At 56.6% G+C, this 18,763-nt stretch carries 18 protein-coding genes; 11 read left to right on the top strand and 7 right to left on the bottom strand.

All coding sequences use genetic code 11. The features are described from left to right. Positions 1 to 87: 87 nt before the first annotated feature. Together LH86_RS08400 and fhuF are read left to right on the top strand one after the other, a co-directional pair. Positions 88 to 1,152 carry a GGDEF domain-containing protein gene (locus LH86_RS08400; RefSeq protein ID WP_039300220.1) on the top strand — a complete coding sequence of 355 codons (1,065 nt, stop codon included), beginning with the start codon at positions 88 to 90 and terminating at the stop codon, positions 1,150 to 1,152. 131 nt (positions 1,153 to 1,283) lie between these two features. Beyond that, on the top strand, positions 1,284 to 2,075 hold the full coding sequence (fhuF, locus tag LH86_RS08395; protein ID WP_039300217.1) for a siderophore-iron reductase FhuF: 792 nt from the start codon (positions 1,284 to 1,286) through the stop codon (positions 2,073 to 2,075). A gap of 43 nt (positions 2,076 to 2,118) precedes the next feature. On the opposite strand, the gene LH86_RS08390 is transcribed toward fhuF, so the two are convergent. Together LH86_RS08390 and LH86_RS08385 are read right to left on the bottom strand one after the other, a co-directional pair. Beyond that, positions 2,119 to 3,465 carry a PTS sugar transporter subunit IIC gene (locus LH86_RS08390; RefSeq protein WP_039300214.1) on the bottom strand — a complete coding sequence of 449 codons (1,347 nt, stop codon included), beginning with the start codon at positions 3,463 to 3,465 and terminating at the stop codon, positions 2,119 to 2,121. Positions 3,466 to 3,478: 13 nt separating this feature from the next. After that, positions 3,479 to 3,784 carry a PTS sugar transporter subunit IIB gene (locus LH86_RS08385; protein ID WP_039290026.1) on the bottom strand — a complete coding sequence of 102 codons (306 nt, stop codon included), beginning with the start codon at positions 3,782 to 3,784 and terminating at the stop codon, positions 3,479 to 3,481. Between the two features lie 211 nt (positions 3,785 to 3,995). On the opposite strand from LH86_RS08385, the gene LH86_RS08380 reads away from it, so the two are divergent. Continuing rightward, a complete protein-coding gene (locus LH86_RS08380) occupies positions 3,996 to 4,454 on the top strand; it encodes a YbaK/EbsC family protein (protein WP_008460069.1) in 459 nt (152 codons plus the stop codon). Between the two features lie 37 nt (positions 4,455 to 4,491). Here LH86_RS08380 and LH86_RS08375 read toward each other — a convergent pair whose 3' ends face one another. Continuing rightward, entirely contained in the window at positions 4,492 to 5,292 is an 801-nt protein-coding gene (locus LH86_RS08375) for an AraC family transcriptional regulator (protein WP_039300210.1), read from the bottom strand. 119 nt (positions 5,293 to 5,411) lie between these two features. Between LH86_RS08375 and LH86_RS08370 the strand changes: the two genes are divergently transcribed. The 6 genes from LH86_RS08370 (at position 5,412) to LH86_RS08345 (ending at position 9,357) form a co-directional block, all read left to right on the top strand. Next, positions 5,412 to 6,326 carry a DMT family transporter gene (locus LH86_RS08370; RefSeq protein ID WP_039306012.1) on the top strand — a complete coding sequence of 305 codons (915 nt, stop codon included), beginning with the start codon at positions 5,412 to 5,414 and terminating at the stop codon, positions 6,324 to 6,326. A 98-nt stretch (positions 6,327 to 6,424) separates the two neighbouring features. Next, positions 6,425 to 7,201, top strand: a complete 777-nt coding sequence (locus tag LH86_RS08365; RefSeq protein WP_039290021.1) for a threonine/serine ThrE exporter family protein — start codon at positions 6,425 to 6,427, stop codon at positions 7,199 to 7,201. Then, a complete protein-coding gene (locus tag LH86_RS08360) occupies positions 7,192 to 7,665 on the top strand; it encodes a threonine/serine exporter (RefSeq protein WP_039300207.1) in 474 nt (157 codons plus the stop codon). The genes LH86_RS08365 and LH86_RS08360 overlap by 10 nt, the downstream gene beginning before the upstream one ends. A gap of 68 nt (positions 7,666 to 7,733) precedes the next feature. Continuing rightward, complete coding sequence (locus LH86_RS08355; protein WP_039300204.1) at positions 7,734 to 8,180, top strand: MarR family winged helix-turn-helix transcriptional regulator; 447 nt, start codon at positions 7,734 to 7,736, stop codon at positions 8,178 to 8,180. 95 nt (positions 8,181 to 8,275) lie between these two features. Beyond that, positions 8,276 to 8,704 carry an organic hydroperoxide resistance protein gene (locus tag LH86_RS08350; protein WP_008460060.1) on the top strand — a complete coding sequence of 143 codons (429 nt, stop codon included), beginning with the start codon at positions 8,276 to 8,278 and terminating at the stop codon, positions 8,702 to 8,704. 140 nt (positions 8,705 to 8,844) lie between these two features. Beyond that, positions 8,845 to 9,357, top strand: a complete 513-nt coding sequence (locus tag LH86_RS08345) for a DUF2501 domain-containing protein (RefSeq protein WP_034809722.1) — start codon at positions 8,845 to 8,847, stop codon at positions 9,355 to 9,357. A 41-nt stretch (positions 9,358 to 9,398) separates the two neighbouring features. Here the strand turns inward: LH86_RS08345 and LH86_RS08340 are convergent, their stop codons facing one another. After that, positions 9,399 to 10,139: a CDP-diacylglycerol diphosphatase gene (locus LH86_RS08340; RefSeq protein WP_039300200.1), complete on the bottom strand. Its 741-nt coding sequence runs from the start codon at positions 10,137 to 10,139 to the stop codon at positions 9,399 to 9,401. A 19-nt stretch (positions 10,140 to 10,158) separates the two neighbouring features. After that, a complete protein-coding gene (locus LH86_RS08335; protein WP_039300197.1) occupies positions 10,159 to 11,085 on the bottom strand; it encodes a LysR family transcriptional regulator in 927 nt (308 codons plus the stop codon). A gap of 134 nt (positions 11,086 to 11,219) precedes the next feature. On the opposite strand from LH86_RS08335, the gene LH86_RS08330 reads away from it, so the two are divergent. Continuing rightward, positions 11,220 to 13,007, top strand: a complete 1,788-nt coding sequence (locus LH86_RS08330; protein WP_039300194.1) for an adenine deaminase — start codon at positions 11,220 to 11,222, stop codon at positions 13,005 to 13,007. Positions 13,008 to 13,023: 16 nt separating this feature from the next. Continuing rightward, on the top strand, positions 13,024 to 14,367 hold the full coding sequence (locus tag LH86_RS08325) for an NCS2 family permease (RefSeq protein ID WP_039300190.1): 1,344 nt from the start codon (positions 13,024 to 13,026) through the stop codon (positions 14,365 to 14,367). Positions 14,368 to 14,414: 47 nt separating this feature from the next. Here the strand turns inward: LH86_RS08325 and hldE are convergent, their stop codons facing one another. Together hldE and glnE are read right to left on the bottom strand one after the other, a co-directional pair. After that, the gene (hldE, locus tag LH86_RS08320) at positions 14,415 to 15,842 is read right to left on the bottom strand and encodes a bifunctional D-glycero-beta-D-manno-heptose-7-phosphate kinase/D-glycero-beta-D-manno-heptose 1-phosphate adenylyltransferase HldE (RefSeq protein ID WP_039300186.1); all 1,428 of its coding nucleotides are present in this window, start codon (positions 15,840 to 15,842) and stop codon (positions 14,415 to 14,417) included. A 67-nt stretch (positions 15,843 to 15,909) separates the two neighbouring features. Next, entirely contained in the window at positions 15,910 to 18,747 is a 2,838-nt protein-coding gene (gene glnE / locus LH86_RS08315; protein WP_039300183.1) for a bifunctional [glutamate--ammonia ligase]-adenylyl-L-tyrosine phosphorylase/[glutamate--ammonia-ligase] adenylyltransferase, read from the bottom strand. Positions 18,748 to 18,763: the final 16 nt, after the last annotated feature.

Raw genomic sequence — 18,763 nt, 5'->3', positions numbered from 1 at the left:
AATAGTTGCCAGAAAAGCCGATAACTCGCTTTTCATTGATACGACACACACAACACCTGACGCGCTTACCCAAGACACAATCGTTCTATGACAGCCCAAACCTGGCGAGCCTTACTCAAAGCAAAGCAGCTGCTTTCTTTACGTTTATTTTTGCTGCTCAACGCCCTGGCAGCCGCTTTTGCTATGCTCTTTCCGATCCATTCGACCATGCGCATAACGCCGCCCGTTGTTGCTATTCTGCTGATTAGCCTGGCCTTGCTTGCCTGGCAAATGATGAATAATAAGCAGCTGATTAACCTGAATATTGTCTCGTTATTTCTTGGGTTATTATGGGCGGTGCATATTTTCATTAAAAACGCGGCCATCGGGGATCTGGACACCTCATTTCTGGTGATTAGCCTGATGTCGGTGCTTTTTATTGGCGCTATTGCCTTTATGAATAATATTGTGGCTTTCCTGCTGCACAGCCTGCCCGTGGCGCTGGTCGTACTTTGGCTGGGCAACGTTGACCAATGGCTGAGGGTGATTTATTCCATTGCGCTGCCCGCTATCGGGATCGCTATTCAGCATATTATTCAGAAACGTAATGACCGCTTCACCCAGCGGCTGATGAATAAGCTGCTCGAAGAAAAAGAGACGCTGACCGATCTCAGCATGCTCGATCCTTTAACCGGCCTGTACAACCGTCGCGGCTTTCAAAACCGCCTCGAGAACATCCAGGCCTCCGGCAGCGGCAGTCACTACGTTTTGCTGCTGGATATCGACCACTTCAAGTCCTACAACGACCACTACGGCCATGCGATGGGCGATCAGGCGCTGATCCGCGTTTCTGCGGCGATTCGCGATGCCGTGCGCTCAAGAGATCTTGTCACGCGCTACGGCGGGGAAGAGTTCATGATTATGCTCACCAACATCGACGCGGAACGTGCCATGCAGTCGGCGGAAAGGATCCGCCAGCGTGTTTTCGATTTGGACATCCCGCATATGTTTAATACCCAGGTCGCGACCAACGTTACCGTCAGCATCGGGCTTGCACCGTTCATCGAAGGCAGCATAGACGATGCCCTTAGCCTCGCAGATAAAGCGCTTTATCAGGCCAAAAACCAGGGAAGAAACAGTATTCTGACCAACGACATGCTCGCGGTGAATTAACCCGGCGAGAGACGTTCTGGATCGCCAAAACCGCCATCACTCAGCGATGGCGGTGAATACACCTTGCCAGAGATTTTTCCCAACGTTAGTATTGCTAATCATTATCATTTAGATTACTCCCTGACGAAAGTATGGCGCTTCACTCCCTCCAACTTAGCGATGACAGCGGTTGCTTTGTTCTTCCCTGGCCCCCAGCGGCAAGCCCGCTGGCAGATTCGCTGCGGGAGTATTTTGCCGCGCACCGCCCGTACTTCAATGACATCATCAAATTAAACGAACAGGCTCCCGCCACGGCAATGACGCTTAGCGAATGGCAACGCCCCGCCACGCTAACCTCTCTGATGGCGGCCTACGGCGACCATATCTATCGTCACCAGCCTGAACTTACCCGCGAGAATAAACCGCTGAAGTCGCTGTGGGCGCAATGGTACATCGGCCTGCTGGTGCCGCCGATGATGATGGCGCTGCTGACTCAGCCTAAAGCGCTGAACATTTCGCCTCAGCATGTACAGGTGGAGTTCCACGAAACGGGCCGGGCTAAATGTTTCTGGATTGACGTGGCTGAAGATTGCCGGGCAAGCGAGCAGTCGCTCACTGTTCGTCTGGAAAAATTCATCGTCGACGGTTTGATGCCCGTCGTGGCGGCGCTGGAAGCCAGCGAAGAGATTAATGCCCGGCTTATCTGGAGCAACACCGGCTACCTGGTGAACTGGTTCTTCGGCGAGCTAAAACCGCTGCTGGATGAACAAAGCCTGGCGACGCTGGTACAAACCTGTTTCTTTGAAAAACAGCTTTCATGCGGCCGGGAGAATCCGCTTTACCGCACGGTTATCTCGCGTGAAGGCGTTCTGGTCAGACGCACCTGCTGCCAACGCTATAAGCTGCCTGACGTCCAGCGCTGCGGCGACTGTACTCTCAAATAGCAAACGGCGGGTTTCCCCCGCCGTTCTTAATCCAGCTAAACCATTAAGCCAGCTGCTGACTCCCCTCCTCGCTCGCTCTCTGGGCTTCTTCTTTTTCCTGCTCCAGCAGCTGCTTCTCGTACACTTTGAAGAACGGGAAGTAGATGATGGACGACACGCAGGCCAGCAAAATCACCAGAATTGCGGCACGGAAGTCCCAGCCCAGCGCCCAGGCAGCACCGATTGGCGCAGGCGCGGTCCACGGCACCACCGAAATCACGCGACCAATCAGATCCAGTTTCATCGCGCCCCAGGCCAGCACGGCGTTAACCATTGGTGCCAGCAGGAACGGAATGAAGAACACCGGGTTCATCACAATCGGCGTCCCGAAGATCACCGGCTCGTTAATGTTAAAACAGGTTGGCACGATGCTCAGACGGCCAATGGAACGCAGGTGGGCAGATTTACTGCGCAGGTAACAAATAACCAATCCCATCGTTGCCCCGGAACCGCCGACCACGATAAAGAAGGTCCAGAACGCTTCCATAAAGATATGCGGCAGAGGTGCACCGGCCGCCAGCGCGCCCTGGTTCAGACCCAGGTTGGTCAGCCAGAACATCTGCAGCATCCCGGAGACAATCGCTGCCCCGTGAATACCCGCAAACCACAGCAGGTGAGCAATCAGTACGGCAAGCAGAATCGCAGGCAGAGAATCCGCCGCGGACACCAGCGGTTTGAACAGCGCCATAATGGCCTGAGGGATCAGCATTTCGAACTGGGACTGAATAAACAGGCTCAGCGGATACAGCGTCAGCACCACAACCAGCACCGGGATCAGCAGATCAAAAGAGTTTTTGATCATCGGTGGCACCTGGTCCGGCAGCTTGATGCCGATATTGTGTGCTTTCAGGAAACGCATCATTTCTACGCAGTAGATCGCCACCAGAATCGCGGTAAAGATCCCGGTGCCGCCAAGGCTGTCCACCGGCAGCGTGCCTTTGGTTTTCGGGGCCGCAACCACCAGGAAAGCCATCAGCGACAGCATCGCGCACATGAAAGGATCGAGCCCGTGCGATTTAACGTAGTGTTTACCCAGGTTGTAGGCAATCGCCGCACATATGTAGATAGACATGATGCCCATCGTCATATCAAACGGCGTTAAAATCTGCCCTTCAAACTGCTTCGCCAGGTCGAGCCAGGCGCGAGCAAAGCCCCATGTCGTGGTGGGCGAAAACGGTGGATAAGCAAAAACCAGCAGGAACGAGCCAACAATCATAAACGGCATCGCAGAAATAAAGCCGTCGCGAATAGCCATCACGTGCCGCTGGGAAGAAATGCGGCCAGCTATCGGGCTAACGTAGTTCTCAACAAACCGAAAAATTAAATTAAAAGCAGCATGGTTGGAAGACATAGTGGCTCTCCTGTCAGGCTATCAACGCGAGTGCATCGGCGAGAATTCTGTCGCCGCGCATCATTCCGTAATCCATAGAGTTAATGACCGTGACCGGGATCCGTTTGGGCGCGGCCTGAGCCTTAAAATCTTCCAGACGGTATTTGATCTGCGGACCGAGTAAACAGCAATCAAATTCAGGCATAACATCCGTGAACTCTTCGATACCCACCGCCTTGATCTCAACCTCAATCTGTTGATCCTGGGCGGCCTGTTTCATCCTGTTCACGACCATACTGGTAGACATACCAGCGGCACAGCATAAAAGGATACGTTTCATAGACGACTCTTATTATTGGGTACAGGGGGTGGTTACAGGATTCAGTATTCCTCGCGGAATTTATTACTGCAACCGGTTACCGTAACCGGTTTCAGTGATTGTGAAGGAGATCCAGAAATTTCTGACAAGGCGGGTATGAGATAAGTATAAGCGGTTTACAGAAAGCACAAGCTTATGCGAAATTATTTGCCACCTGGATCAGGAGAAAATCATGAGTTTGCAGTCCGTGCGGCAGTTCTTCGCCGACCATGCCCCCGATATAGATATCATCGAGCTAAACCAAAGCACCGCTACCGTCGCACTTGCCGCCGCCGCCCACAATGTGGCTCCTGGGCAAATAGCCAAAACGCTCTCATTAAAAGTCAAAAACGACATAATCCTGATCGTCGCGAAGGGCGATGCACGCCTTGATAATAAGAAACTTAAAGAAGCATTTGGGTCCAAAGCGCGCATGCTCAGCAGTGATGAAGTGGTGAACTGGACCGGGCATCCTGTCGGCGGCGTCTGCCCGTTTGGGCTGGAAAACCCGCTGGCGGTGTTCTGCGACATCTCACTGCGCCAGTACGATGAAGTGTTGCCCGCCGCTGGGGCTATCCACAGCGCCGTCCGCATTTCACCTGAACGTATGGCCGAACTCACCCACGCTAAATGGGTGGACGTCTGCCAGTAAGTTTACTGCAGCCGGAAGTAAAAGACTTTCGGCTCAGTTAACGCTCCAACCCGGTAATACGCTTGCGATACTCATCCGGCGTTTCCTGGGTTAAGCGGCGGAACATCGTAATAAACGCCGATGAACTGCCGTACCCCAGCTCAAAAGCGATATTCTCGACGGTCCATCCCTCGGCCAGTAAAGGCATCGCTTTCACAATTCTTAGCCTCTGCCGCCACTCCGCCAGCGTCATACCCAGCTCCCGCTGGCAACGTCTCATCAACGTTCGCTCACTGGTATTGGCCAAAGCCGCCAATGCCGCCACGGAACGGCTATCCCCAGGGTTTTGTTCCAGCACGTTAAGCACCCGCTGAACCAAAGGATCGCCGGATCCTGGCAAATAGTTCCCCACCCGTTCCGCCTTAATCAGCCGGTCAACCAGCACACGCAGGAACCGCGATTCCTCTTCAGAAGGAGGGATGCCCGGCGGGTTAAGATGTAAATGCTCGAGCATCGCCCGGACGAGAGGCGTGATAGCCATAACGGTCACCTGCTGCGGAAACGCTGCGCACTCCGCGAGGCTGACATATACGGAGCTGTGCCACGCCTCCATCCGATTTTGCGCCAGATGCTGCGTGTTCGGCGGCAGCCAGATACCGTACTGGGACGGCACCACAAAGTGCCCTCCGGCATATTGCACCTCCACAACGCCGCTTACCGCTGAGACAAACTCTCCCCAGGGATGACTGTGTTCCAGGTACAAACCGTGCGCAGGCATCGGCGCGCTGCGAAAGTACAGCGTGGCCGGAAGCTCGCCGGTAAAAGGCGCGATAAGGATGCTGGGCGTTTTCTTTGGCACGGATATCCACCTTCAAAGTCGTCGAGAAAACATTGACCGAAACGCACGATGGCATGGCGGTTTCTCACTATATCAAGCATATCGCCCCAGTTAATAATGCGTTTTTCGGGAGAAAACGCATGTCCAAATACAAAACCATCGACCGCCTGGCCGTCGCCGGGATGATCACCCTCTGTCTGATATGGAGCCTGCAGCAGCCCGGCCTGAAAGCCACGGCTGAGGACGCCAGCCCCATCCTACAGATCGCCTTACGTTCCGGTATAGGCGCGGGGCTGGTCGCGCTTTATATGCTGTTGAGAAAAGAGAAAATTCAGTACGCCTCCCTGCCCTGGCTTGCAGGCGCGGGAGCCGGAGTTCTGTTTGCGCTCGAGTATTTGTTTCTTGGCATCGGCCTGCGTTATACCAGCGCCGCGCACGGCGTAGTTTTTCTTTATACCGCACCGCTGTTTGCCGCCGTGGGCCTGCACTTTACCCTGCGTTCTGAGCGCTTGGCGCCGGTACAGTGGATCGGGATCGTACTGGCATTTATTGGCGTAATTGTCACATTTTCAGCGCCAGATGGTGGGCATTCATCACTTTTCGGCGATCTCCTTTGCCTGCTTTCCGGTGCCTCTTGGGGCGCAACCACTGTGTTGGTTCGCACCTCCCGTCTGACCCAGATGTCCGCCGCCCAAACGACGCTGTTTCAGCTCGCAGGGGCTTTTATTGTGCTGCTTGCAGCGTCGTTCATGCTAGGGCAAACTCGCTTTAACCCAACGCCGCTACTGCTGGGCAATATGGTCTTTCAGTCTGTGGTTGTTTCCTTCCTGAGCCTGCTTATCTGGTTTGCTTTACTGCGCCGCTACCAGGCTTCTGCGCTCGGCGCCTTTTCTTTTGTCACACCGCTGCTCGGGGTCGTGTTTGGCGCCTGGTTACTGAATGAAAAGATAAACGCCGGTTTTCTGCTGGGATCGGTTTTCGTCATCGGCGGCATTGTCTGCGTGAGCTGCAATCAATGGCTGGAAAAAATAATCACGTTTCATCGTCGGGGATAGTGACGCAAAGCTTGATCTGACGCGGCTAATGAAGCGATGCGCTCATGTTAAATGGATAAACGTTAAGCGCATTTCCTTCTCTTTGGTCAGGATCAAGCATGCAGCCAGATGTTGCTTCCCAGCGGGACGTCACTCGTTTATGTATTCAATGCGCGCTCTTTTTACTGCAGCACGGGGCAGAAAGCGCGCTGGTAGAGGAGCTTTCAACGCGCCTTGGCAAAGCGTTGGGGATGGACAGCGTGGAAAGCTCAATCTCCGCTAACGCCATTGTGCTTAGCACCATTAAAGACAATCAGTGCCTGACCACCACCCGCAAAAATAACGATCGCGGGATCAACATGCACGTCGTCACCGAAGTCCAGCACATCGTGATCCTCACCGAACACAAGCTGCTGGATGCCAGGGACGTTCTCAAACGCTTCGAACACATCAAACCGCTGCGCTACCCACGCTGGCTGGTCGTCCTGATGGTGGGCCTTTCCTGTGGCTGCTTCTGTAAACTGAACAATGGTGGCTGGGACGGGGCGTTTGTCGCCTTTATCGCCAGCTCGCTGGCGATGTACGTGCGCCAGCTTCTCACCCACCGCCAGCTTCATCCGCAGATCAACTTCTGCATCACCGCGTTTGTCGCCACTACCGTTTCGGGCCTGCTGATCGCCAAAGGCCCGTTTGCCGCCACTTCCAATATTGCGATGGCCGCAAGCGTGTTATTACTCGTCCCCGGTTTCCCGCTGATTAACGCCGTCGCCGACATGTTCAAAGGCCACGTAAACACCGGGCTTGCTCGCTGGGCGATGGCCAGCCTGCTCACGCTTGCCACCTGCATTGGCGTAGTGATGGCGATGGCGGTATGGGGGCTAAGAGGATGGGCATAATCGAGTTTGTTCTGGCTCTGGCCCAGGACATGGTGCTGTCTGCCGTGCCGGCGGTGGGCTTTGCGTTAGTCTTTAACGTGCCTCAGCGCGCCCTGCCTTACTGTGGCCTCCTCGGTGCTATCGGCCACGGCTCACGTATGGCGATGATGACGGCGGGTTTAAACATCGAGTGGAGCACTTTTCTGGCTTCGATTCTGGTCGGTATCATTGGTATTCAGTGGTCTCGCTGGTACCTTGCTCACCCTAAAGTTTTCACCGTTGCGGCCGTGATTCCAATGTTCCCGGGGATCTACGCCTACACCGCGATGATCTCGGCGGTAAAATTGACGCACTTTGGCTACAGCGATCCGCTGATGATCCAGCTGGTGACCAACTTCCTGAAAGCGTCATTTATCGTGGGGGCGCTGTCCATCGGGCTTTCACTGCCGGGGCTGTGGCTTTATCGCAAAAAACCCCGGGTCTGATCGCACAGACCAAAACGCCGTCAAAATAAAATTTGCTATTTAATCGCGCGCTATCTATATTGAGAAACATGAAGAAGACATCGACCGAAACGAACGCCCTGCTGCTGGACAACCAGCTTTGCTTCGCGCTCTACTCCGCCAATCTGGCGGTGAACAAGCTCTACCGCCAGCTGCTTGCGCCGCTGCAGCTCACCTATCCGCAATACCTGGTGATGCTGGTGCTGTGGGAGCAGGACGATGTCACGGTGTCGCAAATCGGTGAGCGTCTTTTTTTAGACTCAGCCACCTTAACGCCACTGCTAAAACGGCTTGAAAGCGCAGGGTTGCTGCTACGTCAGCGCTCCCGCGAAGATGAACGTCAGGTGGCAGTAACGCTGACCCAGGAAGGGAAAGCGCTGCAGGAAAAAGCACTGGGTATTCCTGACTCCGTGCGCTGCGCTTCCGCCTGTAGCGTGGACAGCATGCTGGGGCTGAAGGCGCAGCTGGAAACCTTGCGCGGTAATTTAAATACGTAATAATTAATCGTCGATACTGTCGGCGATTTTTAAAACACCATATAAATCGCACGCTATTTTATAGCACAAACTAAATGTAAGATGAGGAACCTGCCATGTCTTTAGAAAAAGTCGTTTACACCGCAAAAGCCAAAGCCACCGGCGGCCGTGAAGGTCGTGCCACCTCTTCCGACGGCGTACTGGACGTCAAGCTGGGCCTGCCAAAAGAGATGGGCGGCGCGGGCGGTGAAGTCACCAACCCTGAGCAACTGTTCGCGGCGGGCTACTCCGCATGCTTCCTGGGCGCAATGAAGTTCGTCTCCGGCCGCGACAAAATCTCCATGCCGTCTGACGCTTTCATCGAAGGGGAAGTCGGCATCGGGCCACTGCCAACCGGGTTCGGTATCGAAGCGAAGCTGAACATCCACCTGCCGGGTATGGACGCTGCCGAAGCGAAAAAACTGGTCGATGCGGCACACATTGTTTGCCCGTACTCCAACGCAACCCGCGGCAACATTGATGTGACCCTGAACATCATCAACTGATGCTACAAGCCGGGGAAACCCGGCTTTTCCACCTGTACCCACGGTTTAAGACAACTCTCAATCCCCCTGCTTCCGGCCAAAGCGCTATACTCACGCCTGAAATCTCCTGCACCGCAGGCAAACAAAGCGAGTATCACAAGATGAAAGCAAGGAATAAAACGCTCTGCGCAATGGCGCTGGCAGCAGCCTTTTTCGCGGGCCAGGCAACGGCTGCCAACTGGCAGGAACAACTTTCCAGCGCCGCCAATGAGCTGACTAAAAGCGGCAATGCGACTACCACCAGCAATGGCGCTCAGACCGGCGGTCTGTCTCTCTCTTCACTGACCAGCCTGCTGAACGGCAACAGCAAATCTCTCAGCTCAAGTACGATGACCAATGCCGCAGGCGTGATGGAGTACTGCGCGAAGAACAAACTGGCTTCCGTCACCAACACCGACAACATCAAAAACCAGCTGATGACCAAGCTGGGGCTGGAAAGCAGTACCAAGCCTGCCGACAAGCAGGACTACAATCAGGGCCTGATGGGCTTACTGAACACGGCCAACGGCCAGAAACTTGACCTGAACAGCATCGGCAACTCGCCGCTGGCTGAAAAGGTGAAAACCAAGGCCTGCGATCTGGTGCTCAAACAGGGCATGAATTACCTGTCGTAACGGCACAAAAAAATGGCCTCTTGCTAAGAGGCCATTTTGCTTTAGTTTGCCAGCGAGCAGCTGTAGTCCAGCATCTCTTCCGCCGAGCCCTGATTCCCGCCCAGCAGTTGGCGAGGGTTAGCCAACAGCATCACATCCCCCTTCGTTGTCACCACTCGCGCCAGGCCAAAGTTTTCCATCTCATCGCCCTGAGCCTTCACGTACTCCGCCAGCACGGTAAACGGGTTCGCGTCTGCCGGGACTTTTCTCGCCAGATATTTATGGCCAAGGATCTCCGCGCCAAACGGCTGCCACTGGTCGCCGACTTTGTCGGCAAGCTGGTTAATGGATTGATATACCTCAGGCCGCAGGCAGGACAGGTGAATGTGCAGCTGGTTCTGAGAACGTCCGTAGCGAGAGTTGATCGCCAGCACCAAATCATCGTCCCGCACCGCTTTTGTGGTTTCATCCAGCAGATAGTGGCGATTCTCCCACGCATCCAGGAAGTAGTTTGGCGCGCCGTTTTCAAGGATCTTCTGGCTCTCGATGCCGGTGATTTTATCCGTCGGCATCAGCAGATTATGCAGCGGGCCTTTGGCATCTTTAAACACCAGGTAGCGCCCGGCCAGATCGACTTTCAGGCAAGGTGCAGGCGAGTTGTTCTGCTGCTGATTGGGAATGCACTGCTGGCTGATGATATTCCACAGAGCATCACTGTGACGATGCAGCAGCCACAGGCGGATTGCGACGGCGGCCACCAGCAAAATCAGCAGCACAACCACCACGCGCAGGATCTTTTTCATGTCAGGTTTCCTTGTAAAGTCAGAGCACTTTTCGTTGTTGTAATAGGCGGACGATAAGCTGGAAGCAGGCTTCAATTTGCGGCGCGAACGGCTCGGTACTGCGCATCAGCGCCACGGTGCGGCTCAGCGATGGCTGCTGCAAATGAATCACTTTCAGCTCAGGGTCCTGCAAAAAGGTGGTGTAGAGCTGCGGCAAAATAGCCACCGCCAGCTGCGAGCGCACCAGCCCATAAAGGGTTTCAATAAAATCAACCTGATAGCGCGCATTAAGCGTCAGGCGCTGGCTTTCCGCCATCGCCGCCACCAGCCGGCTGATATTACCTTTTGAAAACACCGCGATGTCCCGCTTCACCAGGCTTCGCCACGGCGCGTGGCTGGATTCTGCCAGAGGATCGAGACAGTTGACTACCGCCACGAAGGGATCTTCCTGCAGCGGATGGATCTCCAGCGTTTTGGGCACTGAGCTGTCCAGCGCCCCCAGGCCAAAGTCCAGCTGGCCGCTTTCAAGCTGGGCAATCAGCGCATCGTTGGTGCGGTCGTGAAACTCAACGCGCAGGCGAGGAAAAGCCTCTGCAATACGTTGAGGAATATCGGGAAATAAAAGGCTGCCAACCGAGGGCACCAGGCCTATGCGAAGCGTGCCGTCACCGCCATCCTGGACGATGCGCTGCATGTCATCAAACGCGCGCTGAGCGACGTTGAGCACGCGTTCGGCATGGGGCAGTAGCGCCGCGCCCAGGTCCGTCAGCGTCACTGCCGCAGCGGTTCTGTTAACCAGCTTCCCACCCAGCACGGACTCAATCTGCCGTAACGCACTGCTTAGCGCGGGCTGACTAATGGCCAGCCGGTTGGCGGTATCGGTGAAATGACGGAGTTTGGCCAGCGTCACAAAATACTGGATCTGTTTTAACGAGAGTGCGGGAAGGCGCTGCCAGGGTTCAGCCATTGGAGTATCAGGGTTGCCAGGTAAACGTTTGCCACAGGATAAACGTTTCTTATCGGCTGATAAATTAAATCATCTGGGCAAAGCGTATTCCCCTGCCTAGAGTAGCCGTCAGAGCCCCTTTTTTGGAACCTGTGATGACTCCTGCTGATTTACGTCGCCGCGCGGTAAAAGCCGCCCTCGGCGAAACGCCCTTCGACCTTCTGCTCATCAATGGCCGGGTCGTGGATATGGCCACCGGTGAAATCCGTGAGGCGGATGTCGGTATCGTCGGGACGCTCATCGCCAGCGTACATCCACGCGGCAGCCGCGAAGATGCCGAACAGATTCACGATCTCGCCGGAAACTATCTCAGCCCAGGGCTGATGGATACTCACGTCCACGTTGAAAGTTCCCACCTGCCGCCCGCGCGCTATGCCGAAATCGTCGTCGCCCAGGGCACCACAACGATTTTTTGGGACCCGCATGAGCTGGCGAACGTGCTCGGTATTGAGGGCGTGCGTTACGCCGTTGACGCCAGCCGCAACCTGCCGCTGCGCGTGATCTGCGCGGCCCCGTCCAGCGTGCCGTCAACGCCGGGCCTGGAAATGTCCGGCGCTGATTTTGCCGGGAAAGAGATGGAAACCCTGCTCTCATGGCCGGAAGTGGCGGGCGTAGCCGAAGTGATGGATATGCACGGCGTGCTGAACGGCAGCGAAAGAATGCTGGAAATTCTCAATGCCGGTCTGGAAAGCGGCAAACTGATTGAAGGACACGCCCGCGGCCTGAATGGCGCAGGATTGCAGGCCTACCTTGCCGCTGGCGTGACGTCAGATCATGAACTGACCTCCGCAGCCGACGCGCTGGAAAAACTGCGTGCCGGGCTGACCCTGGAGATACGCGGGTCACATCCGTACCTGCTGCCGGAGATTGTTGCCGCCCTGAACGGTCTGCCGCATTTGTCATCGCAGGTCACCGTCTGCACCGACGACGTGCCGCCGGACATGCTGCTGGCAAAAGGGGGCATCGTTGCCCTGCTGAACCTGCTAATTGAGCACGGCATGAAGGCCGAGGATGCTTTGCGCCTGGCTACGCTGAACGCCTCGCTGCGCCTGCAACGTCCGGATCTCGGCCTGATTGCCGCGGGCCGCACCGCCGACCTGGTGGTCTTCGATTCGCTGGAGAAACTGAGCGCCCAAACCGTGTATGTCGCCGGGAAGCTCGTCGCGGAACAGGGAAAAATGCTGGAACCCGTCGCGGCGCCGTCCATCGTTCCCCCGCGAGATACCGTTCAGCTGCAGCCGCTGAGTCCGAACGATTTTGTTCTCAAGGTGCCGGTGAATAATGGCCGTGCACGCCTGCGCCACATCAAGGGTGCTCGCTTCACCCAGTGGAGCGAAGTCGAGGTGGAAGTCCGACACGGCGAAGTTCAGGTCCCGGACGGCTTCAGCCTGATTTGGGTTCAGCACCGCCACGGTCGCCATGAGGCGAAACCACAGCTGGCGCTGCTCGAAGGCTGGGGTGAACTGCGGGGCGCGATTGCCACCACCTATTCGCACGACTCGCACAACCTGGTCGTCCTCGGCAGAGATCCGCAGGACATGGCGCTCGCCGCTAACGAGCTGATCGCCTGCGGAGGCGGGATGGCGCTTAGCCAGAATGGACAGATGCTGGCGAAGGTAGAAATGCCGATTGCCGGGATGCTCTCCGACCTGCCCGCCGCCGAGCTGGCGCAGCAGTTTGCTGAACTCCGTGAATTGAGCAACAAAGTCGCCGACTGGGAGCCGCCGTACCGCGTATTCAAGGCCATCGAAGGCACCTGCCTGGCCTGTAATGCCGGACCACATTTGACCGATCTGGGACTGACGGACGGCAGCACTCGCCAGATCGTCGACCCGCTTATTGAATGCCACGAACACCCGGCAGACGCACACACAACACATTAATCCGGAGAGCCAAATAATGGCCGAAAATTCAGTGTCTCAGGCAGCCAGCGAAAGCTGGCTGGAGCGGCGATTCCAGCTTCTCAGCCGCCAAAGCAAAGTGAAAACCGAATGCCTCGCGGGCATCACCGGCTTTCTCGCCGCCGCCTATTTGCTGGTTGTTATCCCTGGCCTGCTGGCCGTGGGCGGAATGGATAAAGGCGCGGCAACAACCGGGACGATCATCGTTTTCGTTCTCGGCACGCTGCTGATGGCGTTTTACGGCAACCTGCCGTTTATTGTCGGGCCGGGCATCGGCGGCTCGGTGCTGGTCGGCGTGACGCTTGCCGGGAGCGAGCATATTGGCTGGCAGATTGGCCTCGGTATCGCCTGCTGGTCCGGTATTCTGTTCTTTGCCCTTACCCGCCTTGGCCTGCGTGAAGTGGTCACCCGTTCGGTACCGCAGTCGATCAAACTTGGGCTAACGGCCTCCATCGGCCTGTTTGTTGCGGTGCTGGGCTTCCGCAACGCCGGGCTGGTGCTTGCCAACGCCAAAACCAACGCGCTGGCGCTCGGTGACTTTACTTCCACCGGGGCAATTGTGGCGCTGTGCGGCCTGTTCCTGGCGATTGCGCTCCAGGCTCGCCGCGTGCCGGGAGCCATTTTATGGGCGATTCTGTTTGCCACTCTGGTCGGTATTCCGCTGGGCGTCACTCACCTGCCGCAAAGCTTTATCGCCATGCCGCATTCGCTGACACCAGTGCTGGGGCACGTGGATATGCTCGGCGCGCTGAATATCGCCTTCCTGCCGTTCCTGTTTGTCTTCTTTGCCTCAGAGTTTTTCTCCACCATGGGCACTACGCTGGCGGTGGGTGGTGAAGCCGGATTGCTGGACGAACACGGCAATATGCCGCACATCAACCGCCCGTTTATGGTGGACTCTATTGCCGCCGCGCTTGGTCCGTGGGTCGGTATTCCGGCGGCTACGGCGCTGATCGAGTCTTCGGCGGCGGCAGAAGCGGGCGGTAAAACCGGCCTCACCGCGCTGGCGGCAGCGGTAATGTTCCTGCTGATGCTGCTGTTTACCCCAGTGGCATTGATGATCCCGAAAGAGGCTACCGCGCCCGCGCTGATCCTTATCGGCCTGAACATGTTCAGCGGCCTGCGCAAAGTGGATCTGGGCAACTTCACCGAAGGTCTGCCGGTGCTGATGATGGTGATGATCACGCTTATTGCCAACAGCTTCGGCACCGGGATCGCCGGCGGCCTGCTGTTTTACATCATCATTAAAGTGATTGCCGGTAAGTGGCGTGAAATTCCGGTGGGGCTTTACCTGCTGGCCATTCCGCTGGCGTACTACTTCGCCACTTTGGTTAAGCACTAGAAACAGAAAAGCCTCTCAAACGAGAGGCTTTTTTCTCAGCGGCTCATTTAGCCGTTATTTTGAATCTTCTTGATGATATTGGTGGTGGAACAGCCATCTTCGAAGTTCAGCACCATCACTTCCCCGCCGTTGGCCCAAACCTCTTTGCTCCCGGCAATTTGTTCCGGTTTGTAATCGCCACCTTTCACCAGACGATCGGGCAGGACTTCACCAATCAGGCGCTGAGGCGTGTCTTCTTCAAACAGTACCACCCAGTCCACCGCTTCCAGCGCAGCCAGCACGATCATACGCTGATCCTGCGGGTTCACCGGCCGGGTTTCCCCTTTCAGGCGTTTGGTTGACGCGTCACTGTTGACTGCAACAATCAGACGGTCACCCAGCTTGCGGGCATTCGCCAGATAGGAAACGTGCCCTGCATGCAGAATATCGAACACGCCGTTGGTCATCACCACACGCTCACCACGCTTGCGAGCAGCGGCAACCGCAACTTTCAGCTCGGCTTCGGTCATCACGCCAAAGCCCGTTTCCGCGCGGCCGCGCACCGCGTTTTCCAGCTCGACCGGAGAAACGGTTGACGTCCCCAGTTTGCCAACAACCACGCCAGCCGCGGCATTCGCGAAGTAACAGGCTTCTTCCAGCGAGTTCCCCGCCGCCAGCGTTGCCGCCAGCACGCCGATCACCGTGTCACCGGCGCCGGTCACGTCATAAACTTCCTGCGCCTGAGTCGGCAGATGGAAAGGCTCAATGCCCGGCTGAAGAAGCGTCATGCCTTGTTCGGAGCGCGTCACCAGCAGCGCCGACAGTTCATAATCGGCGATAAGCTTCATGCCACGTTCCACCAGCTCGGCTTCGGTTTTACACTTGCCCACCACGGCTTCAAATTCTGAAAGGTTCGGGGTCAGCAGCGTTGCACCGCGGTAGCGCTCAAAATCGGTCCCTTTTGGGTCGATGAGAACCGGGACTTTGGCTTCGCGAGCCAGGCGAATCATCTGCTGTACAGTGGCCAGCGCCCCCTTGGAGTAGTCGGAAAGGACCAAAGCGCCAATATGAGGAAGTGCCTGGCTAATGCGCTCATGCATAGGCTCAGGATCAATGCCCTCAAACCCTTCTTCAAAATCAAGGCGAATCAGCTGCTGGTTGCGTGAAAGTACGCGCAATTTGGTAATCGTAGGATGAGTCGGAACGGAAACGAAATCGCACTTCACGTTGACGCCTGCCAGGCTCTGGCTGAGCGCACGAGCCGCATCGTCAATACCGGTCAGGCCGACCAGGCGGGAGTTAGCACCCAGCGAGGCAATGTTCATCGCCACGTTAGCCGCACCGCCAGGACGTTCTTCAATGGTATCCACCTTCACCACCGGTACCGGGGCCTCAGGTGAAATACGGCTGGTTGGGCCGTACCAGTAGCGATCCAGCATCACATCACCAACCACCATGACGCCTGCACGGCTGTATTCGGGCAGCGTTACTTTCATTCCAGACTCTCCTGCGGGGAAAAATTTCGCGTGGATAATAGCATATTTATAAACTTACACCTGCAAGCTAGCATCCCAGCCAGCGTTGCCAGCTCAGGCGTACCTGCTCGCGCTCTTTCACAAAGGCGTCCAGCGCCACATGGCCCGGCAATTCCTGCAGCGCCAGATGGTGCAATTCATCCCGCAGCGTGACATAGGCGTGCGTCAGCGCTTTGGCCTCTGCTTCATCCATAATGTCATTCTGCGCCATCAGTTCCAGAATGCGCACGTTATCGGACCAGCGGGTTAGCTTCGGCGCTTCGCTGGCGTAGCGCAGCACCAGATATTGAGTAATAAATTCGATGTCGGTGATCCCGCCTTCATCGGCTTTAATATCAAAGCGATCGCGGTGCTTATTACCCAAATGCGCGCGCATTTTTTCACGCATCTCGCGCACTTCTACCTGCAAGGCTTCGCCTTCACGCGGCGTGCACAGGATCTCGCGTCGGATGGCGTCAAACTGGCGATTAAGCCCCGGATCTCCATACACCACGCGGGCGCGAACCAGCGCCTGATGCTCCCAGGTCCAGGCTTCATTCTTCTGATAATCAGCAAAAGATTCTGCGGTGGTGACCAGCATACCTGCCGCACCGGACGGCCTGAGACGAGCGTCAACTTCGTACAAAATCCCGGTCGAGGTACGCGTGCTAAACAGATGCATGATGCGCTGCGCCAGGCGCAGATAAAACTGACGGCCATCGATTTCACGCTCGCCGTCCGTCATCACTTCTATCGGACAATCATGCAGGAAAACCAGATCCAGATCGGAACTGTAGCCCAGCTCCCAGCCCCCCAGTTTGCCATAGCCCAGCACGGCAAAGCCTCGCCCTTCTCGGTCCTGCAAATGACGAGGCTGGCCGTAGCGCGCCACCATTTGCGCCCAGGCACGCTGCACCACCGCATCGAGAATCGCTTCCGCAAGCCAGGTCAGGTGGTCGCTAACCTTCATCACCGGCAAAGTGCCAGCGATATCAGCCGCCGCCACACGCAGCATCTGCGCCTGTTTGAACTGACGCAACGCTTCCAGCTGCTGCTCTTCGTCTTCGTCCGGCACGCGCAGCAGATATTGACGCAGTTCGTCGCGATAGGCGTCCATTGCCGTGGGCTGATACAGCGTATTGGGGTCGAGCAGTTCATCCAGCAGCAGCGGATAGCTGGCAAGCTGCGCGGCAATCATCGGCGAGGCCGCACAGAGCGTAATCAGGTGTTTAAGCGCGCCGGGGAATTCACTTAGCAGTTCCAGATAGGTTGTTCGGGTGAGGATCCCAAACAGCAGCGGCGTCAGGCGGGAAAACGTCAGCGGTGCGTCGGCCCGGGAACAAACTTCACTCAGCAAGTGTGGCAGAAGTTGATCCAGCACCTGTCGGCCACGTGGGCCAATGGTGCGTTTGTCGATCTCCTGCCGGAAATAGCTAACTTGCTTGAGTAATTCTGCCCGCGCCTCTGTGCTCAAATGACTCAGCACCGCCGTATTTTCATCGGCATCCAGGGCGTCGATCCATAGCTCGCGCCAGCCTTCAGCAACTTTATCTTCGCCGGCTTCCGGCTCGTCATCGCCAATCAGATCGTTAAAGACCTGACGCACGTCGTTCATATGCAGCTGCAGCGTTTGCTGCAGGGCTTCCCAGTCAGCCGCCTGCATCGCCCAGGCCAGCCGGGCGCGGTTAAGATCGTCGCCGGGCAAGGTTTGCGTCTGCTCGTCGTTGATGCTTTGCAGTAAGTTTTCCAGCCGCCGCAGATAGAGGTAAGCCGCCCGTAGTTTCTGCGCGTCTTCTTCCGGCAGCAGATGAAGCTGTTGAATGGCTTCCAGGGTGGGCAGCAACGAGCGGGACTGCAGCGAAGGTTCCCGGCCACCGCGGATGAGCTGGAAGACCTGCACAATAAATTCGGTTTCGCGAATACCGCCGGCGCCGAGCTTAATATTGTCCGTTAGCCCACGGCGACGGACTTCGCGGGCAATCATGCCCTTCATGTTTCGCAGGGACTGAATCACGCTGAAGTCGATGTAGCGACGGAACACAAATGGCCGCAGCATGTTGCGCAGCTCCTGGCTCCAGGCATCGTTGTTGTCGCCCATAATCCGCGCTTTTACCATCGCGTAACGTTCCCAGTCGCGCCCTTGCTCCTGGTAATAATCTTCCAGCGCGGCAAAGCTCAGCACCAGCGGACCGCTGTCGCCAAACGGACGCAGGCGCATATCCACGCGGTACACAAAGCCATCCTGCGTTGGCTGGTCGAGGACTTTAATCAGGCGTTGCCCCATGCGGGTGAAGAACTGGGCGTTATCCAGTTCACGGCGCCCGCCCTGAGTTGAGCCGTTTTCCGGCCACGCAAAAATCAGGTCGATATCGGAAGAGAAATTCAGTTCGCCGCCGCCCAATTTACCCATGCCAAGGATCAGCAGCGGCTGCGGCTCTCCTGCGGCGTTGCAGGGTGTGCCCCATTCACGGCAGCAGGCGGCATAAAGCCAGTCACGGGCGGCAACAATCAGCGTTTCCGCCAGCGCGCTCAGCTGCTGCAGCGTGCTTTGCGTATCTACCTGCTCCAGCACCTGCGCCCAGGCAATACGTACCATAATGCGGCGACGGAAAAACCGCAGCGCTTTCATCAACGCCGCTTCGTCGTGCACATCCTGCAGATCCTGCTGGAGCCAGGCAGCATAGTGCCGCCATTCGTCAGCCGTAGGGGCATCCTGCTGCAGGGTTTGCAGCCAGGCGGGATACGCCACCACGCTGTCACCAACAAAATCACTTATCGCCAGCACCGCTCGAGCTTCTTCGCTCAGTGTCAGGGAGTCAATCTCTTGCGGCAGGCGCGGTAAAAACGCCTGCAGGTGCTGCTGTAATAAAGGGGTCAGCGCCATCATGGTGGGTATCCGTTAC

The sequence above is a fragment of the Cedecea neteri genome, from assembly GCF_000758325.1.
GTDB classification, from domain to species: domain Bacteria; phylum Pseudomonadota; class Gammaproteobacteria; order Enterobacterales; family Enterobacteriaceae; genus Cedecea; species Cedecea neteri_B.
The sequence above is the reverse complement of the archived record's forward strand: the minus strand, read 5'-3'. Positions and strand labels throughout refer to the sequence as shown.